14 protein-coding genes are annotated in these 20,103 nt (G+C 42.0%); 5 read left to right on the plus strand and 9 right to left on the minus strand.

The window, feature by feature from the left end:
• Positions 1 to 204 precede the first annotated feature (204 nt).
• The 6 genes from KDU71_RS01350 to KDU71_RS01375 form a co-directional block, all read right to left on the minus strand.
• A complete protein-coding gene (locus tag KDU71_RS01350; protein WP_212188092.1) occupies positions 205 to 738 on the minus strand; it encodes a CIA30 family protein in 534 nt (177 codons plus the stop codon).
• A gap of 11 nt (positions 739 to 749) precedes the next feature.
• Positions 750 to 947, minus strand: a complete 198-nt coding sequence (locus tag KDU71_RS01355) for an SRPBCC family protein (protein ID WP_212188093.1) — start codon at positions 945 to 947, stop codon at positions 750 to 752.
• Between the two features lie 21 nt (positions 948 to 968).
• Entirely contained in the window at positions 969 to 1,226 is a 258-nt protein-coding gene (locus KDU71_RS01360) for an SRPBCC family protein (protein WP_212188094.1), read from the minus strand.
• A 161-nt stretch (positions 1,227 to 1,387) separates the two neighbouring features.
• A complete protein-coding gene (locus KDU71_RS01365; protein WP_212188095.1) occupies positions 1,388 to 2,395 on the minus strand; it encodes a PorP/SprF family type IX secretion system membrane protein in 1,008 nt (335 codons plus the stop codon).
• 20 nt (positions 2,396 to 2,415) lie between these two features.
• Positions 2,416 to 6,981 (minus strand): T9SS type B sorting domain-containing protein, encoded by a 4,566-nt coding sequence (locus KDU71_RS01370; protein WP_212188096.1) that lies wholly within the window; start codon positions 6,979 to 6,981, stop codon positions 2,416 to 2,418.
• Between the two features lie 355 nt (positions 6,982 to 7,336).
• Complete coding sequence (locus tag KDU71_RS01375) at positions 7,337 to 8,581, minus strand: ABC transporter permease (protein WP_212188097.1); 1,245 nt, start codon at positions 8,579 to 8,581, stop codon at positions 7,337 to 7,339.
• 190 nt (positions 8,582 to 8,771) lie between these two features.
• Between KDU71_RS01375 and KDU71_RS01380 the strand changes: the two genes are divergently transcribed.
• Entirely contained in the window at positions 8,772 to 11,036 is a 2,265-nt protein-coding gene (locus KDU71_RS01380) for an aconitate hydratase (RefSeq protein WP_212188098.1), read from the plus strand.
• A 274-nt stretch (positions 11,037 to 11,310) separates the two neighbouring features.
• Here KDU71_RS01380 and KDU71_RS01385 read toward each other — a convergent pair whose 3' ends face one another.
• The gene (locus KDU71_RS01385; RefSeq protein WP_212188099.1) at positions 11,311 to 12,189 is read right to left on the minus strand and encodes a DMT family transporter; all 879 of its coding nucleotides are present in this window, start codon (positions 12,187 to 12,189) and stop codon (positions 11,311 to 11,313) included.
• A 304-nt stretch (positions 12,190 to 12,493) separates the two neighbouring features.
• Between KDU71_RS01385 and KDU71_RS01390 the strand changes: the two genes are divergently transcribed.
• Entirely contained in the window at positions 12,494 to 13,138 is a 645-nt protein-coding gene (locus KDU71_RS01390; protein WP_212188100.1) for an oxidoreductase, read from the plus strand.
• A 4-nt stretch (positions 13,139 to 13,142) separates the two neighbouring features.
• Here the strand turns inward: KDU71_RS01390 and KDU71_RS01395 are convergent, their stop codons facing one another.
• Positions 13,143 to 14,468, minus strand: a complete 1,326-nt coding sequence (locus KDU71_RS01395; protein ID WP_212188101.1) for a DEAD/DEAH box helicase — start codon at positions 14,466 to 14,468, stop codon at positions 13,143 to 13,145.
• Positions 14,469 to 14,573: 105 nt separating this feature from the next.
• On the opposite strand from KDU71_RS01395, the gene KDU71_RS01400 reads away from it, so the two are divergent.
• Positions 14,574 to 16,661: a hypothetical protein gene (locus KDU71_RS01400; protein WP_212188102.1), complete on the plus strand. Its 2,088-nt coding sequence runs from the start codon at positions 14,574 to 14,576 to the stop codon at positions 16,659 to 16,661.
• A gap of 6 nt (positions 16,662 to 16,667) precedes the next feature.
• Here KDU71_RS01400 and KDU71_RS01405 read toward each other — a convergent pair whose 3' ends face one another.
• The gene (locus tag KDU71_RS01405; protein WP_212188103.1) at positions 16,668 to 17,615 is read right to left on the minus strand and encodes a hydrogen peroxide-inducible genes activator; all 948 of its coding nucleotides are present in this window, start codon (positions 17,613 to 17,615) and stop codon (positions 16,668 to 16,670) included.
• Between the two features lie 118 nt (positions 17,616 to 17,733).
• On the opposite strand from KDU71_RS01405, the gene KDU71_RS01410 reads away from it, so the two are divergent.
• The gene (locus tag KDU71_RS01410; protein ID WP_212188104.1) at positions 17,734 to 18,213 is read left to right on the plus strand and encodes a Dps family protein; all 480 of its coding nucleotides are present in this window, start codon (positions 17,734 to 17,736) and stop codon (positions 18,211 to 18,213) included.
• A gap of 193 nt (positions 18,214 to 18,406) precedes the next feature.
• On the plus strand, positions 18,407 to 20,065 hold the full coding sequence (locus KDU71_RS01415; protein ID WP_212188105.1) for a nucleoside kinase: 1,659 nt from the start codon (positions 18,407 to 18,409) through the stop codon (positions 20,063 to 20,065).
• The last annotated feature ends 38 nt before the right edge of the window (positions 20,066 to 20,103 follow it).

Below are 20,103 nucleotides of genomic sequence, written 5' to 3' on the forward strand. Positions count from 1 at the left end.
TAATGATGGCCTGAACCCACTAATGAATCAAAATTGATGAATTGGTATGTTAGCCAACTCATAATAAGGGAGAATATAGGTTCTGTCAATACCTTTTTAGGAAAAGCTCATTTTTATAGTTGATTTCAATTAATAAACATCAACGAACATATAATTCGAGTTTGAACAAGCGGGTCGAAATATAAAGTCAATATGCTCCTACATCTATCTTAAACGGATATAATCAATCTCCAGTTGAAATGCTTCAGCTCGCTTATTAGCTATTAAAAAAGCCACTTCTTCCAATTTATAAACCGGATAGTTCGGCATATTGAGTTGTCTTCCTCGAAAGGTTGGATACATCTTATCTAAATCAATTTCTATTAACTGCCAATCACCTGTGGTATTGAAATACTGTATGTATGCATGTCGGTCTTCCCGATTGGTTTTTACCCTGAACTGGTAACGCTTACCATCCCCCTTTAAGCGAATAACTGCAGTACTGTAAGGACTTACATTCACCTGTTCACACCTGTATCTGACAGAAGAAAAGCCTCCGTTATTCTCGAGCGAAACATACCCATGGAACAGGCCATTTCCTGCATTATTGATTGCAAGATACCCTTTTGACATCCCGCCCATTACGCCATCATTAATTACCTGCCACCCTGATGCATTGTCGTTTTTGGAGAAATCATAAATCGTTTTTTCGCCTGTAATCGCCACCATACCAATCAATATTACTAAGAATAGTTTCATAAATTCAAACTCTATACATTAACCTGCACCTGACTAAAATGCCTGGTCAGAATCTTCTCTCTGTAATCGAATATACTTGCTAAGCGTTTCTTAATAAACAAAGCGTTGGCAATAAGCCCCAAGATACCAAAAGGCGGACTGTAACTCACGATATCTGTCATTAAAGTACCATTATCAGTCTGCTCTATCCAGTGCTCATGATGCCACATTTTGTAGGGGCCAATTCGTTGTTAATCAACAAAATATTGCCCTTGTTTAATGTGAGTAATTTCGGTGACCCATCTAGCACGATACATAGGAAACGGCTTTACATTGTATTCGATTATCATTCCCTCATACATTTGGGCAGGCATATGTCTGGTAACAATATCAAAGCCCATGGATGCAGGGGTAATTTTCTTAAGGTTGGCCGGGCTGGCAACAAATTCCCAAACACTTTGCAGATCGGACTTTAGATGCTGCTGCCTTCTTAACTGATAAAATGCCATAGGTTCATTTTTAAGATATAGAATCAACCTAGGAAATCAATACCTTTAATAAATATCAATCACCCATACTCCTTAAACCTAAGCGCTAAAATTTTGTTCATTTTTTATCGATAATAAATGAACAATCATTCCTCTTCTTAAATCCTATCAAAGGCAAGTACTTAGTAGCTCAAGAACTTGTAATTGTGCTTTTTATTACGTCGCTCAATTGAACACGGGATGGCACTCTTGCTTTTATCTCGACAAACACGATAATTGACCACAAGCTGGTAGGTATTTCCATATGCCGAACGCGCTTTGGTTAATCCAAACTGATACTCCAGTCCTACACTAAAGCTTTTGTAAACAATCCCACCTGTAACAGCCATACCCAGCGACTTACCAATTTTATCTTCTGCAGTATGACGATACGACACCAAACCCCAGGTAGCCCAATCCGGATCTGGCGTTGGCATGTACAACTTTAAATTGGCATCCAAACGACTATCAACATACATATTGCGGCGATAAAGGAAAGTAGGCTCAAGATAAAAATCCCTATCCGGAATTTTAAAACTACTTCCTGCATGGATATGAATATCAGTTGTTAATGGAGGTTCATCTTCATGCGCATACAGACGGTTATTTTGGGGCAGCAAGTTGGTAATACCCACTCCCAGATGATAATCATTGTACTTCAGAAGCACACCAGTACTGGCATTAAAACCCCAGCCACTTTCATTACCCCCGTTAAGTATTGGATCAAAATAATCAGGGTCCAGCAAATCCTGCACTTGTAAAGAACTTTGCTCAAGTGAAAAAGCCAGGCCAAAAGACAAGGTCATGGCCCTACGTTTTGTTTTCTTGAGCTGTAACTCATATGAAAAAGCCTGATGTATACCTAACTCTTTGTAATAGCCATTTCTGTCATTGTACACATAGGTTCCTGATCCCATCTGTTCCAGCACAGGTATCTGAAAACTAAATACCTGATATGTTGGGGCCAAATCGGTACCAAACCACTGTTTCTGAAAGATACCTGTTGCCGTAAAACAATTTTTATGAAACGCAGCAGCAGCTGGATTCATCTGAAACAAATCATAGACATATTGATTAGTCAGATAATACTTCTGAGCATAACTCACCTTAATAGTTATGAGTAAAACTATTATAACCCCAAACTTCCGCACTGCAACTAATTTTGGTTGATTTATCGTTTAATTGTTAGGTGTCCCTTCATTATCTTATCTATTGGTTTCAATTGAATGACGTACCAATAAGCATCAGAAGGAAGTGGTTTTCCAAGATATTTACCATCCCATGGCGGATCAGAAGCATAGAATTCTACAAGCAACTTGCCGTACCTGTCGAATACACGAATAATTGAATCAGGCAGTTTATCGAGACCTTTAATATGCCAGGTGTCATTGTATCCATCGCCATTAGGTGTTAAAACTGGCGGTACCCCTATTTCCAAAACATTATCGAGCAACAAAGTGTCTGTGGCGAAACAGCCATTTATATCTTCCACATAGAAAATATGCTCACCATTAGATAATTTGCTAAATACATTACTTTCCTGCAAATCCTCATCGTTTATGGCATACCAATACGGAGAAGTACCACCGTCGGCCATTACTACTGCCTGAGCATAAATAGAGGTATCCAGATAAGCAATCATCGGTGTTGGATGAACAACCAACTGCATGGTATCACTCGCCCACACACATCCATCAAATGCACGTAGCCAATAAGTGCCGGCGGCATCCAACTCCACAGATGGCACCACTTCTCCGGTACTCCACTCGTACTGTTCAAAGCCCATATCAGCATCAATCCATATGCTATTGAAAGAACAAACTGAAGTGTCAGACAACAGACCAATAGGCTGAGCTACCCTATGCTTAAGCGTTTGGCTATCAAAACCAGTACACCCAAATTCATCGGTCACCACTACTGTATTGACAGTATCCATTAGGTTGGCTGTAATAAATTGCGAGGTGGCACCATTATGCCACAGATATGAGGCATAGCCATTGCCGGCATCAAGCACCCAGTTATCAACCGGACAAATAATCATATCGGGGCCCAAATCAACTTGTGGCACCGGACGCCACACAACAGAAGCATCTGCTGTACTGCTACAACCATTAACATCAGTCACCTTAAGCGTATAATATCCATTGCCCACAGTGACAGATTGACTAACAGCACCATTACTCCAGAGGTATTGATAGTCGCCAGCTGGGCCAGAAAGCGTTGCCAATGTACCTGCACAATCTGTAAAATCTTCTAATTCAACTATTGGTGATTCAAATAAGGACACATTAACCACATCTTCGGCACGGCAACCATAACGGTTCAATACTTCAAGTTTATAAGCACCTGATTGTGTAACCAAAAGACTCTGTGTATTTAAAGCTGGATTATCATTCCACTGGTATTGTGTATAGCTTTCCTTAGGTGAAACTCCAATGCTAATATCACCGCAAGCACTAATGTCATCACCTAAGTCAACCGTAGGTGATGAATAGATATTTACCACCACATCATCAGACACATCACACCCATTGACATCAACTACTTTTAGAACATAGGTACCAGATGCATCAATTGTAAGCGGTGTATTATCTGCCAGATGACTTTCCCCCGAAGCACCTAAACAGTACCAACTGTAGCTCTGCGCATCAGCCGGTGCATTGGGTAAATCAACAGTCTCATTATCACACGCTGGCGGAGGCGAAACCAGGTTGAGTGGCGTGGTAGCCATACTATTAACATCAACATCGTCAGTAGCTGCACAACCATACTCGTCCACCGCGGTTACTGAATACAAACCTGGCGATGACACCTTAAGGGACGCGGTTTGCCAGTCACTATAACGACTATTTACATTTCCATTCCAATACAAGTAGCCAAATTTGGCATTATCAGGCGAAGAAAAACTTTCTACCATCAACTCCTGCTCAAGACCATCGCATAGCGAGAAAAGGTCTGGCAGCTTAACCTCTGGTAAGCTATGCTCAGCTACCGTTATCTCGTTACGTTTTGTGCAAGTTCCAGAAGTAGCAATTACTTCATAAACGGCTCCTGATGATACATTGGTAATACTATTCTGATTATCGAATTCAGGCCTTGAGATGTTATCAATTGTCCATGAATAAGTATCATAGCCTTCACTGGCAATAACATCAACCGATTCACCATCACATAAATCTTTGGTAATAATCAGGTCGATAGGATTGGTGGTATAAAAAGCAACATTCACATCATCACTCACCGGGCAACCATTAACATCCATGGCTTCAACCCGATATTTACCACTATTATCAACAGTAGAGTTGGTTATCTGATATTCATGTGCTGGTATTGGGTTCAAGTTCTCAATGGTGCCGGGGTTATTAGTTGGTTCAAAGGTCCAGTTAAATCCGGTATAGTTTGATTCGTTACCAATGGTCAATGTTATTCCTACACACTCATCCCTATCCGGCCCTAAATCGATATAAAGCGGTTCATGTAAGCTAAGTTGCGCCTCTTCGCGAGCCAAACAACCATTAGCATCAGTTACTTCTAACCAATAATTACCGCCAGTACTCACATCAATAGACTGTGTTTGCTCGCCTGTACTCCAGTTATAACTTACAAAACCTGCAGGTCCGTCAATGGTCACAACACTTCCCTGGCACCCGGTTTGATCTGCTAAGGTAAAAGAAGGCAAAGGAAGCACCGTGATATCAATGGTTACGCTGGCAGAGCATTCATCAATCGTCCAGGCAGTTACTGTATATGTTCCACTCTGAGCAGGAATAATCCAGTTTTGAGATTCATCTTCATTTAAAACAACTCCATTGTAACGCCACTCATATCGCTCAAATCCAGTAGTATTAATTACTGCTGTTCCTTCACAAACAGTGGTTGCATCCAGCACAATATCAGGTACCGGTGAAATATCAATTTGCACGGTATCGCTATTGGTACAGCCCATCGCATCCGTTACAATCACGTTTAATTCAGAGGTACTACCATCCGCCACTATCTGGGTTTGATGATTGGTATCTCCATTGCTCCATAAATAAGCACTATATGCATCTTCAACTTCATAGTCGAGCACCTCGCCTTGACAAACAGTTGTATCATTACCCAAATCAACTTCGGGGAATAGAAAGTTGACATTAAGCGTATCTGCGATAATACAACCGCCAAAAGCCACTTCGGCTTCCACCCAATATTTACCTCCTTCGGTAACTGTTAACACCCTGTCAGTTGACAGCACCTGGTTACCCGTTTCAACCGAATACCATGTATAATTTTTCATGCCCTCCTTTGCTTCCAGTAGAATTTCCTCGCCCAGGCATTTGTCGCCGGCACCTGCAGCATAAAACGAATTATAAGATGAGAAATAGCCAAAGCTGGCTCCTCCTCCATCTGCTTTTTTTGAGTCACTCTCATCGAGGATACACAAATGAAACAATCCGCTGGTATTTTCCAGGCGATATGGAACACCTGTACTTAATTCATCCAGATTAACGGCACAACACACCCAGGCATCCTGACCCGTTCCCTGTCCGGGCACCGTTTGCCAACTCTTTATATACTTAGTCACGCCAATATCATTGCCATTATTATCGTAGAGAATGAAATTCTTAACATCTTTCCTCTTGATAATGATATTGACCCAAAAATCGCGGTTAAACACCCTTGTAAATGACACACTACTGGAACCATTACAACTATAACTTGGCAGAATGGCACTACCAATCTCATTGGCAATGGTAGATGAATTGGGGTTGACCAAACCAGTCAGCTGATAGGCATAAACTTTTTTGGTGGCATAGATATACAGGGCATGATCCGAAATATCAAACTCAGCTATTTCACCTTTATTCAAGGCTTTGGCATTCTTAGTGGTATTATTGGCAAACACCAGCGTATTATCCTCAATGGCCAATACAAATATTTTTTGCACTGAATTCTGATTCTTATAACTGGAAGAAGCTTTGCTGGTATTCATCGCGATGTATTCGTTGCCAATCACATTAACAGGCACCAGCTGATCACCTATCAAGTCCTTTGGAAAACTATTTACATCTTCCACTATCGCATCATCTGAAACGGTAACAGCAATGCGCTTGTCAGCCATCATATGTGTGCCAGCCAATGTGGAAGCAGGGGCAATATTTCGGTTTTCAATGCAATAGGTTTGACCTTTGTTCAGGGTGATTGTAAACGGCACCCCTGCTGCATGGCCGGTAACATCAACGGCCGGCGTAATAGTGACAGTGGTATTATCTTCTGTAGCCACAATATCGGCCTTTTCATTGGCCTTGCCGCTGTAATCAATACAGTTACCATAACTATTTTGACCTGGCACATAAAACTCAAAGCCCAGGGCTTTATCTTCCTTTAAAATGAATTTATCCGGATTATCAGCGGCACTTATATCATAATAAGCAGCAATATCGGCGGTTGACGAAATAAGCAACCCCTTATTATTTACCTGATTAGCCGGTGAGTTCTCAACGTCATTTTTATTCAGCTCTATACCCAGATGAGAATAGGGCTGAACCGTTTGCGTACTAAGTATCTTTCCACCCTCAGCCGGCAAAGAAACTGTAATAGTTGCCGCTTCTTCAAAGGTTGTAACGCGCAACACTAGTGGCGCATCGCCATACCCCTCCCAAATGTCGGGTGCAGCAAACCAAAATTCACGACCAATTTGTCCGTTCACTGCAGATACCGCAGTCAACAGAAGAAGATAAAGATATATCCTTTTCATGCTGGTTAATGTTAGGTGAGATGTAAGATACCGTCCAACTCTCACTTGTTATTACCAATGATTTATATAACCACCTACACTAAATAACCCCAAAGTACCATGATTATGAGACATGATATACCCGGGCATACGTCGCCCTCCTTACTTAAGTTGCGATTTGTTTTAAGTTTTTTTAATGAAACACCTAAAAATGAGCTACTATTATTCACGTTAATTAACATGATTAAACTGCTAAACAATAGGTTATCTTCCAATCAGAAATTTCTGAAATTAATGCCAAAATGAAACCTGCAAGCAGAGATACTCACACATTGAGCCTAATAGAATAACCCTATCTGCAATACATAATTAATTATTACTCGTATCGCAACGATTCAATAGGATCCAGTTTGGAAGCTTTTATGGCGGGCATTAATCCAGACAGGACACCTACCACCAAACAAACGATGATACCTACAAGCACCCACCCCCATGGTACAATAAAATCAGATTTCATCACCATTGACATCAAATTGCCGACAAGTACACCCAGCACTATACCTATCATTCCACCAAGCTGTCCTATGATAATTGATTCAAAGAGAAACTGATTTCTGATAGCCTTAGAATTGGCGCCTATGGCTTTTCGAATACCAATCTCGCGCGTACGCTCAGCTACGGCCACCAGCATGATATTCATCAAACCAATAGCTGCACCTAGTAGGGTAATTAAGCCAATGAAAAAGGCGACGAGTGTCACACTGCCAGTACTTTCTATCAATAGTCGCGATAAGTTATCGCTCTTGTTCACATTAAAGTTACTTTCATCATGAACTGTTAAACGGCGAATCACTCTAAATAAGCCTGTTGCCTCCGAAATAGCCACATCTACCTGCCCGCTATCATTCGCTTTTACTACAATCTTATAGGACATATTTGGCCGGCTAAACACCTGCCTGACATTGGTAACAGGTAATAACAGGATATTATCACTTTGTGAACCAAAACCAGCACCTTTCTCTTCTAGCAGTCCAATCACCCTATACTTGGCTCCTCCCGATACAATCACCTTATCAACCGGATTCTGATCATTAGGAAATACTTTTTTAGCTAGCGCACTTCCTAATATGGCTACATACCTGTTATCTTTTATTTCCTGTTGTGTAAAATTGCGACCTAAACTGATGTTATGACCTTCCACATCCAGGAAGTTCTCATCTACGCCAATGACCATCACATTAGGATTTGACTTATCGGATTCATGCTTTACAGTAGCTGCACCTGTAGCTATATGCGATACAGCCACGATAGCCGGAAAATCAAACTCTTCCTTAAATTGCATCGCTTCTTTGAAAGTAATAGAGCCAAAGCGCTTGTTACGCAGCTTACGTTTTCCAATCTGCACATTCATTCCACGATTTTCAATGGTAAATGAATTGGCGCCCATCCCGGTGAATTTATTGCTGATGGTTGCTTCGATGGAAGAAATAGCTGTTAAAATACCAATGAGAGCGGTTAAGCCAATGCCGATTATCAAAATGGTTAAAATAGTTCGCAGTAAATTGGTTCTGATTGAACCTAAGGCTATTCGCAGATTTTCATAAAGCAAAGTGAACTTCATATTGGTTAGATTTCAGCTGGTTTGAATAAGGCTTCAAGTTACTAAAAGTATTTTAATACAGGCCTTACGGACAACCAAATCATTTTTGAACTGTTCTAAAACATGGTAATAAATAAGCAGTTTTTAGTAAGTTTGTTATTCTTATAATCTGATAAAAAATCGAATGTAAAAATACTAAACCAGTAGTAAAATGGCTTTTGATATTGAAATGATTAAAAAGGTGTATGCCGAGCTGCCTGGCAAAGTGGAGAAAACACGACAATTGCTTGACAAGCCGCTGACCTTAACCGAAAAGATTTTATACGCTCACCTGGCTGATGAACAGCCTGCAGCCCCTTACGAGCGAGGCAACTCGTACGTTAACTTTAATCCGGACAGAGTGGCGATGCAGGATGCTACGGCACAAATGGCGCTTCTGCAGTTTATGCAGGCGGGTAAAGCTAAGGCAGCGGTTCCCTCTACAGTCCATGCCGACCACCTGATCCAAGCCAAGGTAGGAGCTGATAAAGATTTAGCAACAGCCGAAATAACCAACAAAGAGGTTTACGACTTTCTAAGTTCAGTATCAAATAAGTATGGTATTGGCTTCTGGAAACCAGGTGCTGGTATCATCCACCAGGTTGTGCTCGAAAACTATGCTTTCCCGGGCGGTATGATGATTGGAACTGACTCCCACACAGTTAATGCCGGCGGACTAGGCATGGTGGCTATTGGTGTTGGTGGTGCCGATGCTGTTGATGTAATGGCAGGCATGCCATGGGAACTAAAGTTTCCTAAGCTGATTGGTGTTAAGCTGACCGGAAAACTAAATGGTTGGACAGCTCCTAAAGATATTATCCTTAAAGTAGCAGGCCTGCTGACTGTAAAAGGTGGAACTGGCTGCATCGTTGAGTATTTCGGCGAAGGTGCTGAATCTTTAAGCTGTACCGGTAAAGGTACCATCTGTAATATGGGAGCCGAAATTGGCGCCACAACATCTACCTTTGGCTACGATGCATCAATGGCGCGTTACCTGGAGGCAACAGGCCGTGCTGATGTGGCAGCTGCAGCCAATGAGGTAAAGGAACATTTAACTGCCGATTCAGAGGTTTATGCTAATCCTGAGCAATACTTCGATCAACTGATTGAAATCGATTTAAATACACTAGAGCCCCATTTAAATGGGCCGTTTACGCCTGACAAAGCCACTCCTATTTCGCAAATGCGCGAAGAAGCTGAGAAAAATGGCTGGCCATTGAAGGTTGAAGTTGGTTTGATTGGTTCATGTACCAACTCATCATACGAAGATATTTCGCGTGCAGCCTCTATTGCCAAACAGGCAGCTGAGAAAAACCTGAAAGCAGCCGGTGAATTTAAAATTACACCAGGCTCTGAGCAGGTGCGTTACACCATTGAACGCGATGGCCTGATAGATACCTTCAACCAAATGGGTGGTGAAGTATACGCCAATGCCTGTGGACCTTGTATTGGCATGTGGGCACGTACAGGTGCTGAAAAACAAGAGAAGAACACCATCGTGCATTCGTTTAACCGCAACTTTGCCAAACGTGCCGATGGTAACCCTAATACCTTTGCGTTTGTAGGTTCACCTGAGTTGGTAACAGCATTAGCTATTGCCGGCGACCTGGGCTTCAACCCAATTACAGACACGCTGAAAAATGCCAACGGTGAGGAAGTGAAGCTGGATGAACCAACCGGTCATGAGTTACCTCCAAAAGGTTTTGACGTGGAAGATGCCGGTTATCAGGCACCAGCGGCCGATGGTTCTGATGTAGAAGTAGTTGTAGATCCTGAAAGTGAGCGATTACAGTTACTGACACCATTTACCCCTTGGGATGGCAAAAACATCACAGGTGCCAGACTGCTGATTAAAGCCAAAGGCAAATGTACAACTGACCATATCTCAATGGCTGGTCCTTGGTTAAAGTTCCGCGGCCATCTGGATAATATTTCCAACAACATGCTGATTGGTGCAGTTAACTTCTTCAATGAAGAAACCAATATGGTTAAAAACCAGCTGACTGGCGAGTATGGCGAAGTTCCTGCTACACAAAGAGCCTATAAAGCCGAAGGTATTCCAACCATTGTGGTGGGTGACCATAACTATGGTGAAGGCTCATCTCGCGAGCATGCTGCTATGGAGCCACGCCACATGGGTGTTCGTGCTGTATTGGTGAAAAGCTTTGCCCGCATCCACGAAACCAACTTGAAGAAGCAGGGGATGCTTGGTTTGACCTTTGCCAACGAAGCAGACTACGACAAAATCATGGAGGATGACACGTTTAACTTCCTTGATTTGGACGCTTTTGCTCCTGGTAAGCCATTACAGCTGGAAGTGGTTCACGCCGACGGTTCAAAAGAAGTGATTGTAGCCAACCACTCGTACAACAAGCAGCAGATTGCCTGGTTTAAGGCCGGTTCGGCACTTAACCTGATAAAGGAACAAAATAAGTAATTAGCAATTACATAACTCGAAGAAAGGCTGTCTGAATAAGGCAGCCTTTATTTTTTGTCTATCCTCCAACTTTTTCAATGTCTCCCAATGGCTGGCGTGGTTTTGTAATCCGTTATAATGTTGAACAATTATTTCTTGCAATACCAGGCTTCAAAGGTTTAAGAGCCTTGAAATAATAAAAGACAGAAACAAATATCTGAGTGCTAGTATAAGCACGAATTAAAAATCCGCGCTAGTGATACTGAAGAAGAAACAGCCAGCAGCTAGTAGCTTTTTATCTGGAACCTTTTTTAGTGAGGTAAACACCGAGCAATACAATACCCATAAACAGGAAATGATAGACGGTGACCATCTCCCCATCGAGCATGCCCCACATAATGGCGAATATTGGAATGACATAGGTAACCGAAGACGCAAATACGGGGGACGAATATTTAATCAAGGTATTCATCATTAGCATTGCGGTGGCGGTGCCTATGAAGCCCAACAAAGCCAAAGCGCCCAGATGGAGTAACCAGTCCGGGTTTTGAGTGGCCGCCTGTATATCCGAACTAAAAAAGTAATACAAGGCCACAGGGCCAAAAAACAGAAATGATAAAGCAGTTATCTGCACACCACTTAAATGAGTAAGGTAGGCTTTGACAACATTGATATTAACGGCATAACAGATGGTGGCAGCTACCACAAAAAAGGCGTAAGTATTCAGGTTGTTGAGCGATACACTTTGTCCTGAAACAATTAAACCTAAAGCACCAATCAAACCCAAAGTTATCCCCAGATACTGACTCAGTCGGCTCTTCAGCTTGAAAAATACCACACTAACCACAAGGGTAAAAACCGGTGTTAAGGAGTTAAGCATACCGGCCAGTGAGCTATCAATGCGTGTTTGTGCCTTAGTAAACAAAAAAGCCGGAATCAGGTTCCCAACAAACCCAGCCACTAACAGTGGCAATACATCTTTACGCTTTAATGTTTTCAGATGCGGCAATGCCAATGGCAACAAAAATAAAGATGCAAAACCCATGCGCAACGAAGCAACCTGAATATTATCAAAGCTCTTTAAACCTATTTTCATCAGGATGAATGAGCTTCCCCAAATAAAGGCCAACAGAAGTAGGACTGTAAACTGAAACCATTTCTTTTCCCAGGGCATAAACTATTTTTTATGCGAAACTAACTTATTTTAAAGATATAAGAATAGCGATACCCAATAATCAGGTTCAAATAGTCACATTCTTTCTATCTTTAATCAAAAATCAATCAACATGACTGTTATGGCTTTAATAAAAACAGGCTAATTCTTGTTTTTTTGTGTTAAATCACCATTTTCGTTATAAAGGCACAATATTCAATTAAAATGGGTAAAAATAACATATGGGGTAAATCAGCATTGGTTCAATCTTTTATTATCATCATTTTCTTAATTATAATATTGCTCGTTCTAATCTTTTAATAAAATGAAAACAGCTCTTATAGCCGGAGCAAGCGGATTGGTAGGTCAGGCGCTTCTCAAAATACTACTTAACAGCAAACATTACCAAAAAGTAATTGCAATTGGCCGACGCTCATCAAATATCAATGACGCCAAACTATCTGAGCAGATAATTGATTTTGACCAATTAAGTTCATTAGAAACAGCATCTCCAGTTGACGACGTATTTTGCTGTCTGGGCACTACCATAAAAACCGCAGGCAGCCAGGAGGCATTCCGAAAGGTCGATTTCACTTACGCAATTGAACTGGCAAAGTGGGCAGAAAATAAGCATTGCCAGCAATTTGCCATCATCAGTTCGGTTGGTGCCAACATTAATACCTCCAACTTTTACCTGCGCACCAAAGGCGAGATGGAAGCCGCTGTATCTGCACTCAACATCCCTTCCATTCACATCTTCCGACCATCCTTACTACTAGGCCAACGCGATGAATTCCGCTTTGGTGAGAAAGTATCCGAAATAATGATGCGTCTTTTCAATCCACTGATGAAAGGCCGGTTGCGGAAGTACAAAGCCATTGAGGCCAGTGACGTAGCCATGGCCATGCACAACAAAACACAACATTCAATTGATGGCGTTATTATCTATGAAGGAGCTGAGATTGGCTAAGACTTTATTTAGACACGGCCATCTTCAGCTTTTTGCCTTTTATCTTTTCGTGCTTCAGCAGTTGTAGCACTTTTTTCACTTTATTACGACGAATGGCCACAAAGGCACTGTGATCCAACACATCTATCAGACCTAGTTCATCCTTTTGAAGTTTACCTTTCTTTAGGAAAAGGCCCACAATATCTACCTTATTGATTTTATCCTTTTTACCACTGCCTATATAAATCGTTTGCCATTCGGGCGGTTCGGGCAAAATCGCTTCAGCCATCACTTCCTCAAAAAGGATTGTATCTGGAATAAAAGAAGGCAGCTCCTCTCCTTCTGACAACAACACATAAGCCGTTCCGTCGGCATGCATACGAGCTGTACGGCCATTGCGGTGAATAAAGGCGTCTTCCTTGGATGGCAGATGGTAGTGAATCACGTATTCAATTTCAGGAATATCAAGTCCACGCGATGCCAGATCAGTAGTTATCAACAAATGATGACTGCCATTACGAAACTTAATTAGTGCACGCTCCCGGTCTTCTTGCTTCATCCCACCATGAAACACATCATGTGCCACACCTTGATCATTTAAATGATTGCTGATTCTATCGGCCGCATCACGATGATTGACAAACGCCAGCATTGGGGCATTACCCAGCTGACCTATCAACCTAACAAACAAAGCCAGCTTATCCTTTTCAGTAGCCCTCGCCGCCTTTAGTTGCAGGCCATCAGGCTGTTTTTGCTCATCAATATAATTGAGTTCAACTGGCTCACGGAGTTGTGTGAAAGGAGGTATCTCCTCCATGGATGTAGCCGATGTCAGCACACGTTGCTTCACGACTCGTAGCTGCGCTGCAATTTCTTTCATCTCCTTCTGAAAACCCAATTCCAGCGCTTTATCAAACTCATCCAAGACTAAAAAGCGGATATCAGAAGGTTTAAATGAACCACGCCGCAGATGATCGGCTATTCGTCCGGGCGTACCTATTAGCACTGCAGGCGGATGTTTTAGGTTATTAATCTCGGTACGAATGGCATGTCCACCATAGCAACAATTCACCTTAAATCCCGTCTGCATTTGTTTGAAAACACTTTCAATTTGCAAGGCCAATTCACGGGCAGGTGTCAGTATCAACACCTGTACATTTTTAATATTTCGGTCGAGCTGCTCCAGCATTGGTAACAAAAAGGCTAATGTTTTGCCCGAACCTGTTGGCGACAGCAATATGGTGTCCTGCCTTTGACCGATTGCTTCCATAGCCGCTTCCTGCATGGGATTCAATGCTTGAATATTGAGGCGATGCAAAGCCGCCTTACTCGCTTTTGATAAATGTTGCATGTTACAAAGATAGCTGATTAGTTGGCGCAGACTTATACCCCGGCCTGCTATGACAACTTTTTTTAAGCTATCTTTGGTATAATATGGATTTGCCACAATAGAATAATGATTAAACCACGTCTTTTAACCTTATCATTGCTTATTTTTTTCATAACTCTTTCGGGTCAATCGCAAGAGCTAACATCACAACAGGAAGCTTGGTTCTATCGCATTGTACAAAAAACACCTGCCCTCAGCAACAGTTGGAAGGAACATTTCACGTTTAACACAGAGCCGTTTCAAAGAGTACAACAAGGCGAATTAAAGAGTGATTTTGATGCGATACTCAATTACCAACAGCAATTTCCAGAAAGTCTTCAGATCAATTACCAGGCAATAAAGACCTCATCGCATGGACTAATTGCTGAAGCAGCCATCAAGCTCACTCTCTGGGAACTGAATGAAGAGCTGAAGGCATGCATCTATCATCCTGACAACTGTAAGCATGCGCTTTGGGTTCAGTTTAGCGAACCGCTTATGGCGCTGCTGCCTAAAATAAAAAGTAAGAAACAAGAGGAAGCCATTAAAACGGTTATGCACCCATCTCTGCCCATATTTAAAAAGATTGAAACACTCGAAGCATTAAAGATTGGTGCTACCGAACAAAAAGAAGTGCTGAATCGGTGGAGCCAGCTGGTAGCCGACTATTGCCAGGTACGCAGTCAGTATTTCTTTTCTGTTCTGAGCGATGGAGCTCATATCGTTAACACCGCCTTTCTGGCCGCTGGCGAAGGGAGTGGCACTGCCGGCCTGTTATATGAGGAAGAAATAAACCCAAACGATAGCTCTCAACTTTGGTACGGCAAAGGCATTGGTTTATTTACTTATCAGCTGCGCACCTATCAGAAAAGCGTCAGACTTAAAGAGCATTTGTCAACCACCATGCAGCTGCCAGCCGGGAAACGTGTGGCCTTGCACACTTCACTCTGGGGCCTTAATTCATCGTTTAAACCCATGCTCATTATTACTGATGACAGCGTTAGCTACCATTTATTTGCCAATTACGATTCAAAATCCTTATCTCCCGATGCCCAATCAGGAGAAGGCATTTCACATATCAACCGGATCGAACAATATCGGCACAAACATATAATTGAGCCCCTAAAAGAATTACAAGCTGACAACTCCTTGACAACTATCTTCAATAAAGAACTGGCTTCCAAAGCAGCTGTTGAAGACGAAATACATCAGCTTGAAGCAGAAATTGATACACTACTGAAGTATGAGCCCGATAATACCAATGCCATCAGCTACCGGAAAAGACTGATAGACAGCAAGCTTCACATCTTAAGCGATAAAGAACAACGAATACGGACACTTAATGAAAAGCTGAGCAAAGAAAACCGGGATATCATACAAGCAGAAGAGCAACTGAAGGAAATGGTAGCACTTTGTGGTCAAAATCCTCAAACCTGGCAGAAACAAGATGAAAACTACGTCTTTCCCACTGGCGTAAAATTCAACTATCAAACTCAGGATCTTATATTTCCATCACATCGCAGTGAGCGTAACCTAAAAATCAGATTACTATCGGCCTCCTATAGTCTCAGAGGAAATCAAAAAGACGAAGTTCAGGCCTATGTAAGTATGACCAATGCATCTGAGCCGCCCCAGCCATTGCTCAGCCAGCTTGACACCACGTTTAACTATTACTTTCACCCCGATGAATACCATTCATACAGCACACATCTCCTGGATACAACATTGATTGAACAATTACTACTACACAAGGCAGTTGCCATTCACTTCACACATAACGATAAACTCAAACCTCAATCCACAGATTATCGTTACCCAGATCGCCAACGGGAATACGAGCTGCCAATGACCAGCGATGCACTTAAACGACAGGCATCAATTAAATTATACAAACAAGGAGACACTCTGCATATAGCAGTTAATGCCTCCACCGACCCTGTTGCCAGCCGACTCAGTCAGTCAACTGGTGCATTTAAACAACAACTGGCTGTTACCAAAACATTAACTGCCAACAACAGGTACCTGGAAGCGTTAAGAGCCTTGCAAACACTTCAGACTTTTATTATCAATAATAGATTACAGCAACTGATACCACCATCATCATTTAGCTATACGCACCCCTTATTAACCACCGATGAATGCCAGCTAATACAGTCGGATATTTTTAGCCAATAGCTAGCCCTATTTCCATTCAACCACATGTCCCCTGTCTTTGTGCAGCATTTCTTCGGGCACATTGGCTTGCACAGACTCAGACAGCCTATCGAGCAACAACCGTTTGTAAAAGGCACGTGAATACACCAAGCTGACTTCACGCAAAGGCACGGGCGATTCAAATTCCTTCACCTGCTTGTGCAAATCAAAAGCCAGTTCTTCGGCAGCCAGGCCGGGCAATAAGGTATAACCACCTTCGGTATCAACCATTTTACGAATCGTATCGAGCGAGCCACTTTCAAAATGAAGGGGCAAATCAGAGCTCACATTCTCCTGCAACTCGCACAAATTAAGCACCTGAGAACGAAAACAATGCCCTTCATCCAGCAGCCATAAACCCGATGATGTCAGCATATCCACAGTTAATGCTTCTACTTTATGCAAGGAATGGTCAGGATGGGCATAAATCAGAACATCCTCATAAAACAAAGGCTGTTCAATAATGTCATTCTCCTCAAGGGGCGTTACTAATATAGCCGCATCCAGCAAGTCCTGCTTAAGTGCTTTAACCAGCGCCTCTGTAATCATCTCTTTGAAGGAAATATGAACCAGTGGATTGTTGTTTTTAAAATGCCCCACAAATAGTGGTAATAGATAAGGCGCCAGGGATGGTATGATGCCAATGGTCAGGTTTCCTTCTATCCTTCCCGATTCTTCGCGTACGATTTCCTCCAGGCGATTATACTCGTTGATGACCACCCGGGCCTGAGCAACTATCTTTTTTCCAACAGGTGTGGTTAAAATTGGCTGTCTGGTACGATCAAAAATGACAATGTCCAATTGTTCTTCAGCCTTTTTGATTTGCATGCTCAAAGTAGGCTGTGTTACAAAACATTTCTCGGCAGCTATGGTAAACTGCTTATAATTATCAACAGCTACCAGATATTCCAGTTGTTGCAAATTAAGTCCAAGCATCTGAATTTCAATTATTATAAATAATACCAATGCAATATATAAAATTTATCTATTTGATTGATATTGATTGTTGAAATATATTTGTCGTAGAAAATTAAAACAACAAAAAACAAATAATATGAAGACAATTAACGAACTATTAGGACTAAAACAACAAGAAAGCGAACAACTGACAAAAGAACTAAATAACCTATTGGCCAATTACCAATTATTTTACCAAAACCTTAGGGGCTTTCACTGGAATGTGAAGGGTGAAAAGTTTTTCGAACTTCACCTTAAATTCGAAGAGCTATACAACGACGCAGTGGTAAAAGTTGATGAAATTGCAGAGCGTATTCTGACACTGGGTGGCACACCGATGCATGCTTTCAGCGATTACCTGGAACATGCAGAGATAAAAACTGCTAAAAACAAAACAAATGGCAACGAATGCATGGAGCTGACACTCGATAATATGTCAACACTTATTAAACTGGAGAAGGCCATGCTTCCTTTAGCGCAAGAAGCTGATGACGAGGGAACTATCACACTATTAACCGACTACATTAGTCAACAGGAAAAAACTATCTGGATGTTACACTCATGGTTGAGTAAATAACATTATCAGAAACATGACCGCAGAAAGCGTCTGAATTAGTTCAGGCGCTTTTTTGTTGTTAATAGTCGCCATTTGGATAGTTCAACCCGACAGTAACAACACCTCGACCATCATTTCACCCATTTTAAACAATAGTTGCAGCTATTATGCGGTAATTATCCTATTTTTATTAGCCAAACAGAAAACTTGTACAATGAAGAATGTTCATATAAAATGCCTTAATAACGATAAAACCAATTGCTACAAAGCAGGCACCACTCTAGAAGAAATCGCAAAGGATCTAAAAGTGAAACTGGACACGCCTATCCTTGGCGCCTATGTCAACAATAAGCTACGTGAAATAAACTACGAGGTGTACCATCCTAAAACCATTGAATTCATTGATATCACACGCCCCGATGGGATGCGTATGTATATCCGGAGCTTATCACTGGTGCTATACAAAGCGGTTAATGAGCTTTATCCGAGAGCCCGTCTGCGTATCGAACACTCGGTATCAAAAGGCACCTATTGCTCAGTGGAAGGCGAGGAGCTGACCATTGAGGATGTAATGGCCATACAAAACCGGATGAAAGAAATCATTGATTCGGATACGCCTTTCATAAGGCATGTTGAGGAATCGGAGGAAGTAATCAAACGCTTTGAGCAACAAAACCAAATGGATAAGGCGGCACTCATACGACATAGAGGCCTGCTTTACACCTCTTTTCATCAACTGGAAAAACACATTGGCTTGTATTATGGTTACCTGGTGCCATCAACCGGCTATTTGAAGGTATTTGACCTCATCAAATATTACAATGGCATGCTGCTGCAAATACCTAAACGCACACAGCCTGAATACCTCGAAGAAATAGTAGTTCAGAACAAGATGTTTGATATCTTCCAGGAATTTGCCGAATGGAACCGCGTATTAAACGTTAGAAATCTGGCTGACATTAATGAATCGTGTACCAACGGCAAGGCCGAAACCCTTATCAAAATTTCGGAAGCATTACACGAAAAGAAAATCGGACACATCGCCGATATGATTGAGGCGCGCAAAAAAGCGGTCAAGCTGGTGCTGATAAGTGGTCCATCATCAAGTGGTAAAACAACATTTGGCAAGCGTTTGGCTATCCAGTTAATGGTAGCTGGCATGAAACCTGTTAACCTCTCGCTGGACAATTACTTTGTAAACAGAGAGAATACGCCATTGGATGAAAATGGCGAATACGATTTTGAAGCTCTGGAAGCCTTGGATGTAGAGTTATTCAACCAACAGCTATTGGATTTGCTGGCCGGTAAAGCGGTGGAAATCCCCAAATTTAACTTTGAAACCGGGCAGCGCTATTACGATGGTGAGAAACTTCAAATGAACCCGGATAATGTGCTGGTGATTGAAGGCATTCATGGACTGAATCCAAAGCTCACCCATCTCATCCCTGATCATTCGAAGTTTAAGATTTATGTATCGGCGCTCACGTCAGTTAACATTGATGATCAGAACCTGATACACACCACCGACAACCGATTGATTCGCCGAATTGTGCGTGATTACAAATACCGTAGCTACTCAGCACAGGCAACCATATCGAGATGGGGTAGTGTACGCCGGGGTGAAGACGCACATATTTTCCCCTACCAGGAGGAAGCCGATGTGATGTTTAACACCGCTTTGCTCTATGAGCTTTCGGTATTGAAACAGCAAGCCGAACCTATACTGCTGGAAGTGCAACCCAACCAGCCCGAATATGCCGAGGCCAGACGTTTGCTGAAGTTCTTTGGCTTATTTAAGCCAATACAGCCCAATGAAATACCCCCTACCTCCATTATTCGTGAGTTTTTAGGTGGTAGTAGCTTTGATTATTAACACGATAACACAGAATAAGAAAAGCCATGAGAATCAGA

The sequence above is a fragment of the Carboxylicivirga sediminis genome, from assembly GCF_018156225.1.
Classification (GTDB): domain Bacteria; phylum Bacteroidota; class Bacteroidia; order Bacteroidales; family Marinilabiliaceae; genus Carboxylicivirga; species Carboxylicivirga sediminis.

Coding starts and splice junctions, on each gene's coding strand:
- KDU71_RS01350 (WP_212188092.1), bottom strand. CDS start 738: ATGAAACTATTCTTAGTAATATTGATTGGTATGGTGGCGATTACAGGC.
- KDU71_RS01355 (WP_212188093.1), bottom strand. CDS start 947: ATGTGGCATCATGAGCACTGGATAGAGCAGACTGATAATGGTACTTTA.
- KDU71_RS01360 (WP_212188094.1), bottom strand. CDS start 1,226: ATGGCATTTTATCAGTTAAGAAGGCAGCAGCATCTAAAGTCCGATCTG.
- KDU71_RS01370 (WP_212188096.1), bottom strand. CDS start 6,981: ATGAAAAGGATATATCTTTATCTTCTTCTGTTGACTGCGGTATCTGCA.
- KDU71_RS01375 (WP_212188097.1), bottom strand. CDS start 8,581: ATGAAGTTCACTTTGCTTTATGAAAATCTGCGAATAGCCTTAGGTTCA.
- KDU71_RS01380 (WP_212188098.1), top strand. CDS start 8,772: ATGGCTTTTGATATTGAAATGATTAAAAAGGTGTATGCCGAGCTGCCT.
- KDU71_RS01385 (WP_212188099.1), bottom strand. CDS start 12,189: ATGCCCTGGGAAAAGAAATGGTTTCAGTTTACAGTCCTACTTCTGTTG.
- KDU71_RS01390 (WP_212188100.1), top strand. CDS start 12,494: ATGAAAACAGCTCTTATAGCCGGAGCAAGCGGATTGGTAGGTCAGGCG.
- KDU71_RS01395 (WP_212188101.1), bottom strand. CDS start 14,468: ATGCAACATTTATCAAAAGCGAGTAAGGCGGCTTTGCATCGCCTCAAT.
- KDU71_RS01400 (WP_212188102.1), top strand. CDS start 14,574: ATGATTAAACCACGTCTTTTAACCTTATCATTGCTTATTTTTTTCATA.
- KDU71_RS01405 (WP_212188103.1), bottom strand. CDS start 17,615: ATGCTTGGACTTAATTTGCAACAACTGGAATATCTGGTAGCTGTTGAT.
- KDU71_RS01410 (WP_212188104.1), top strand. CDS start 17,734: ATGAAGACAATTAACGAACTATTAGGACTAAAACAACAAGAAAGCGAA.
- KDU71_RS01415 (WP_212188105.1), top strand. CDS start 18,407: ATGAAGAATGTTCATATAAAATGCCTTAATAACGATAAAACCAATTGC.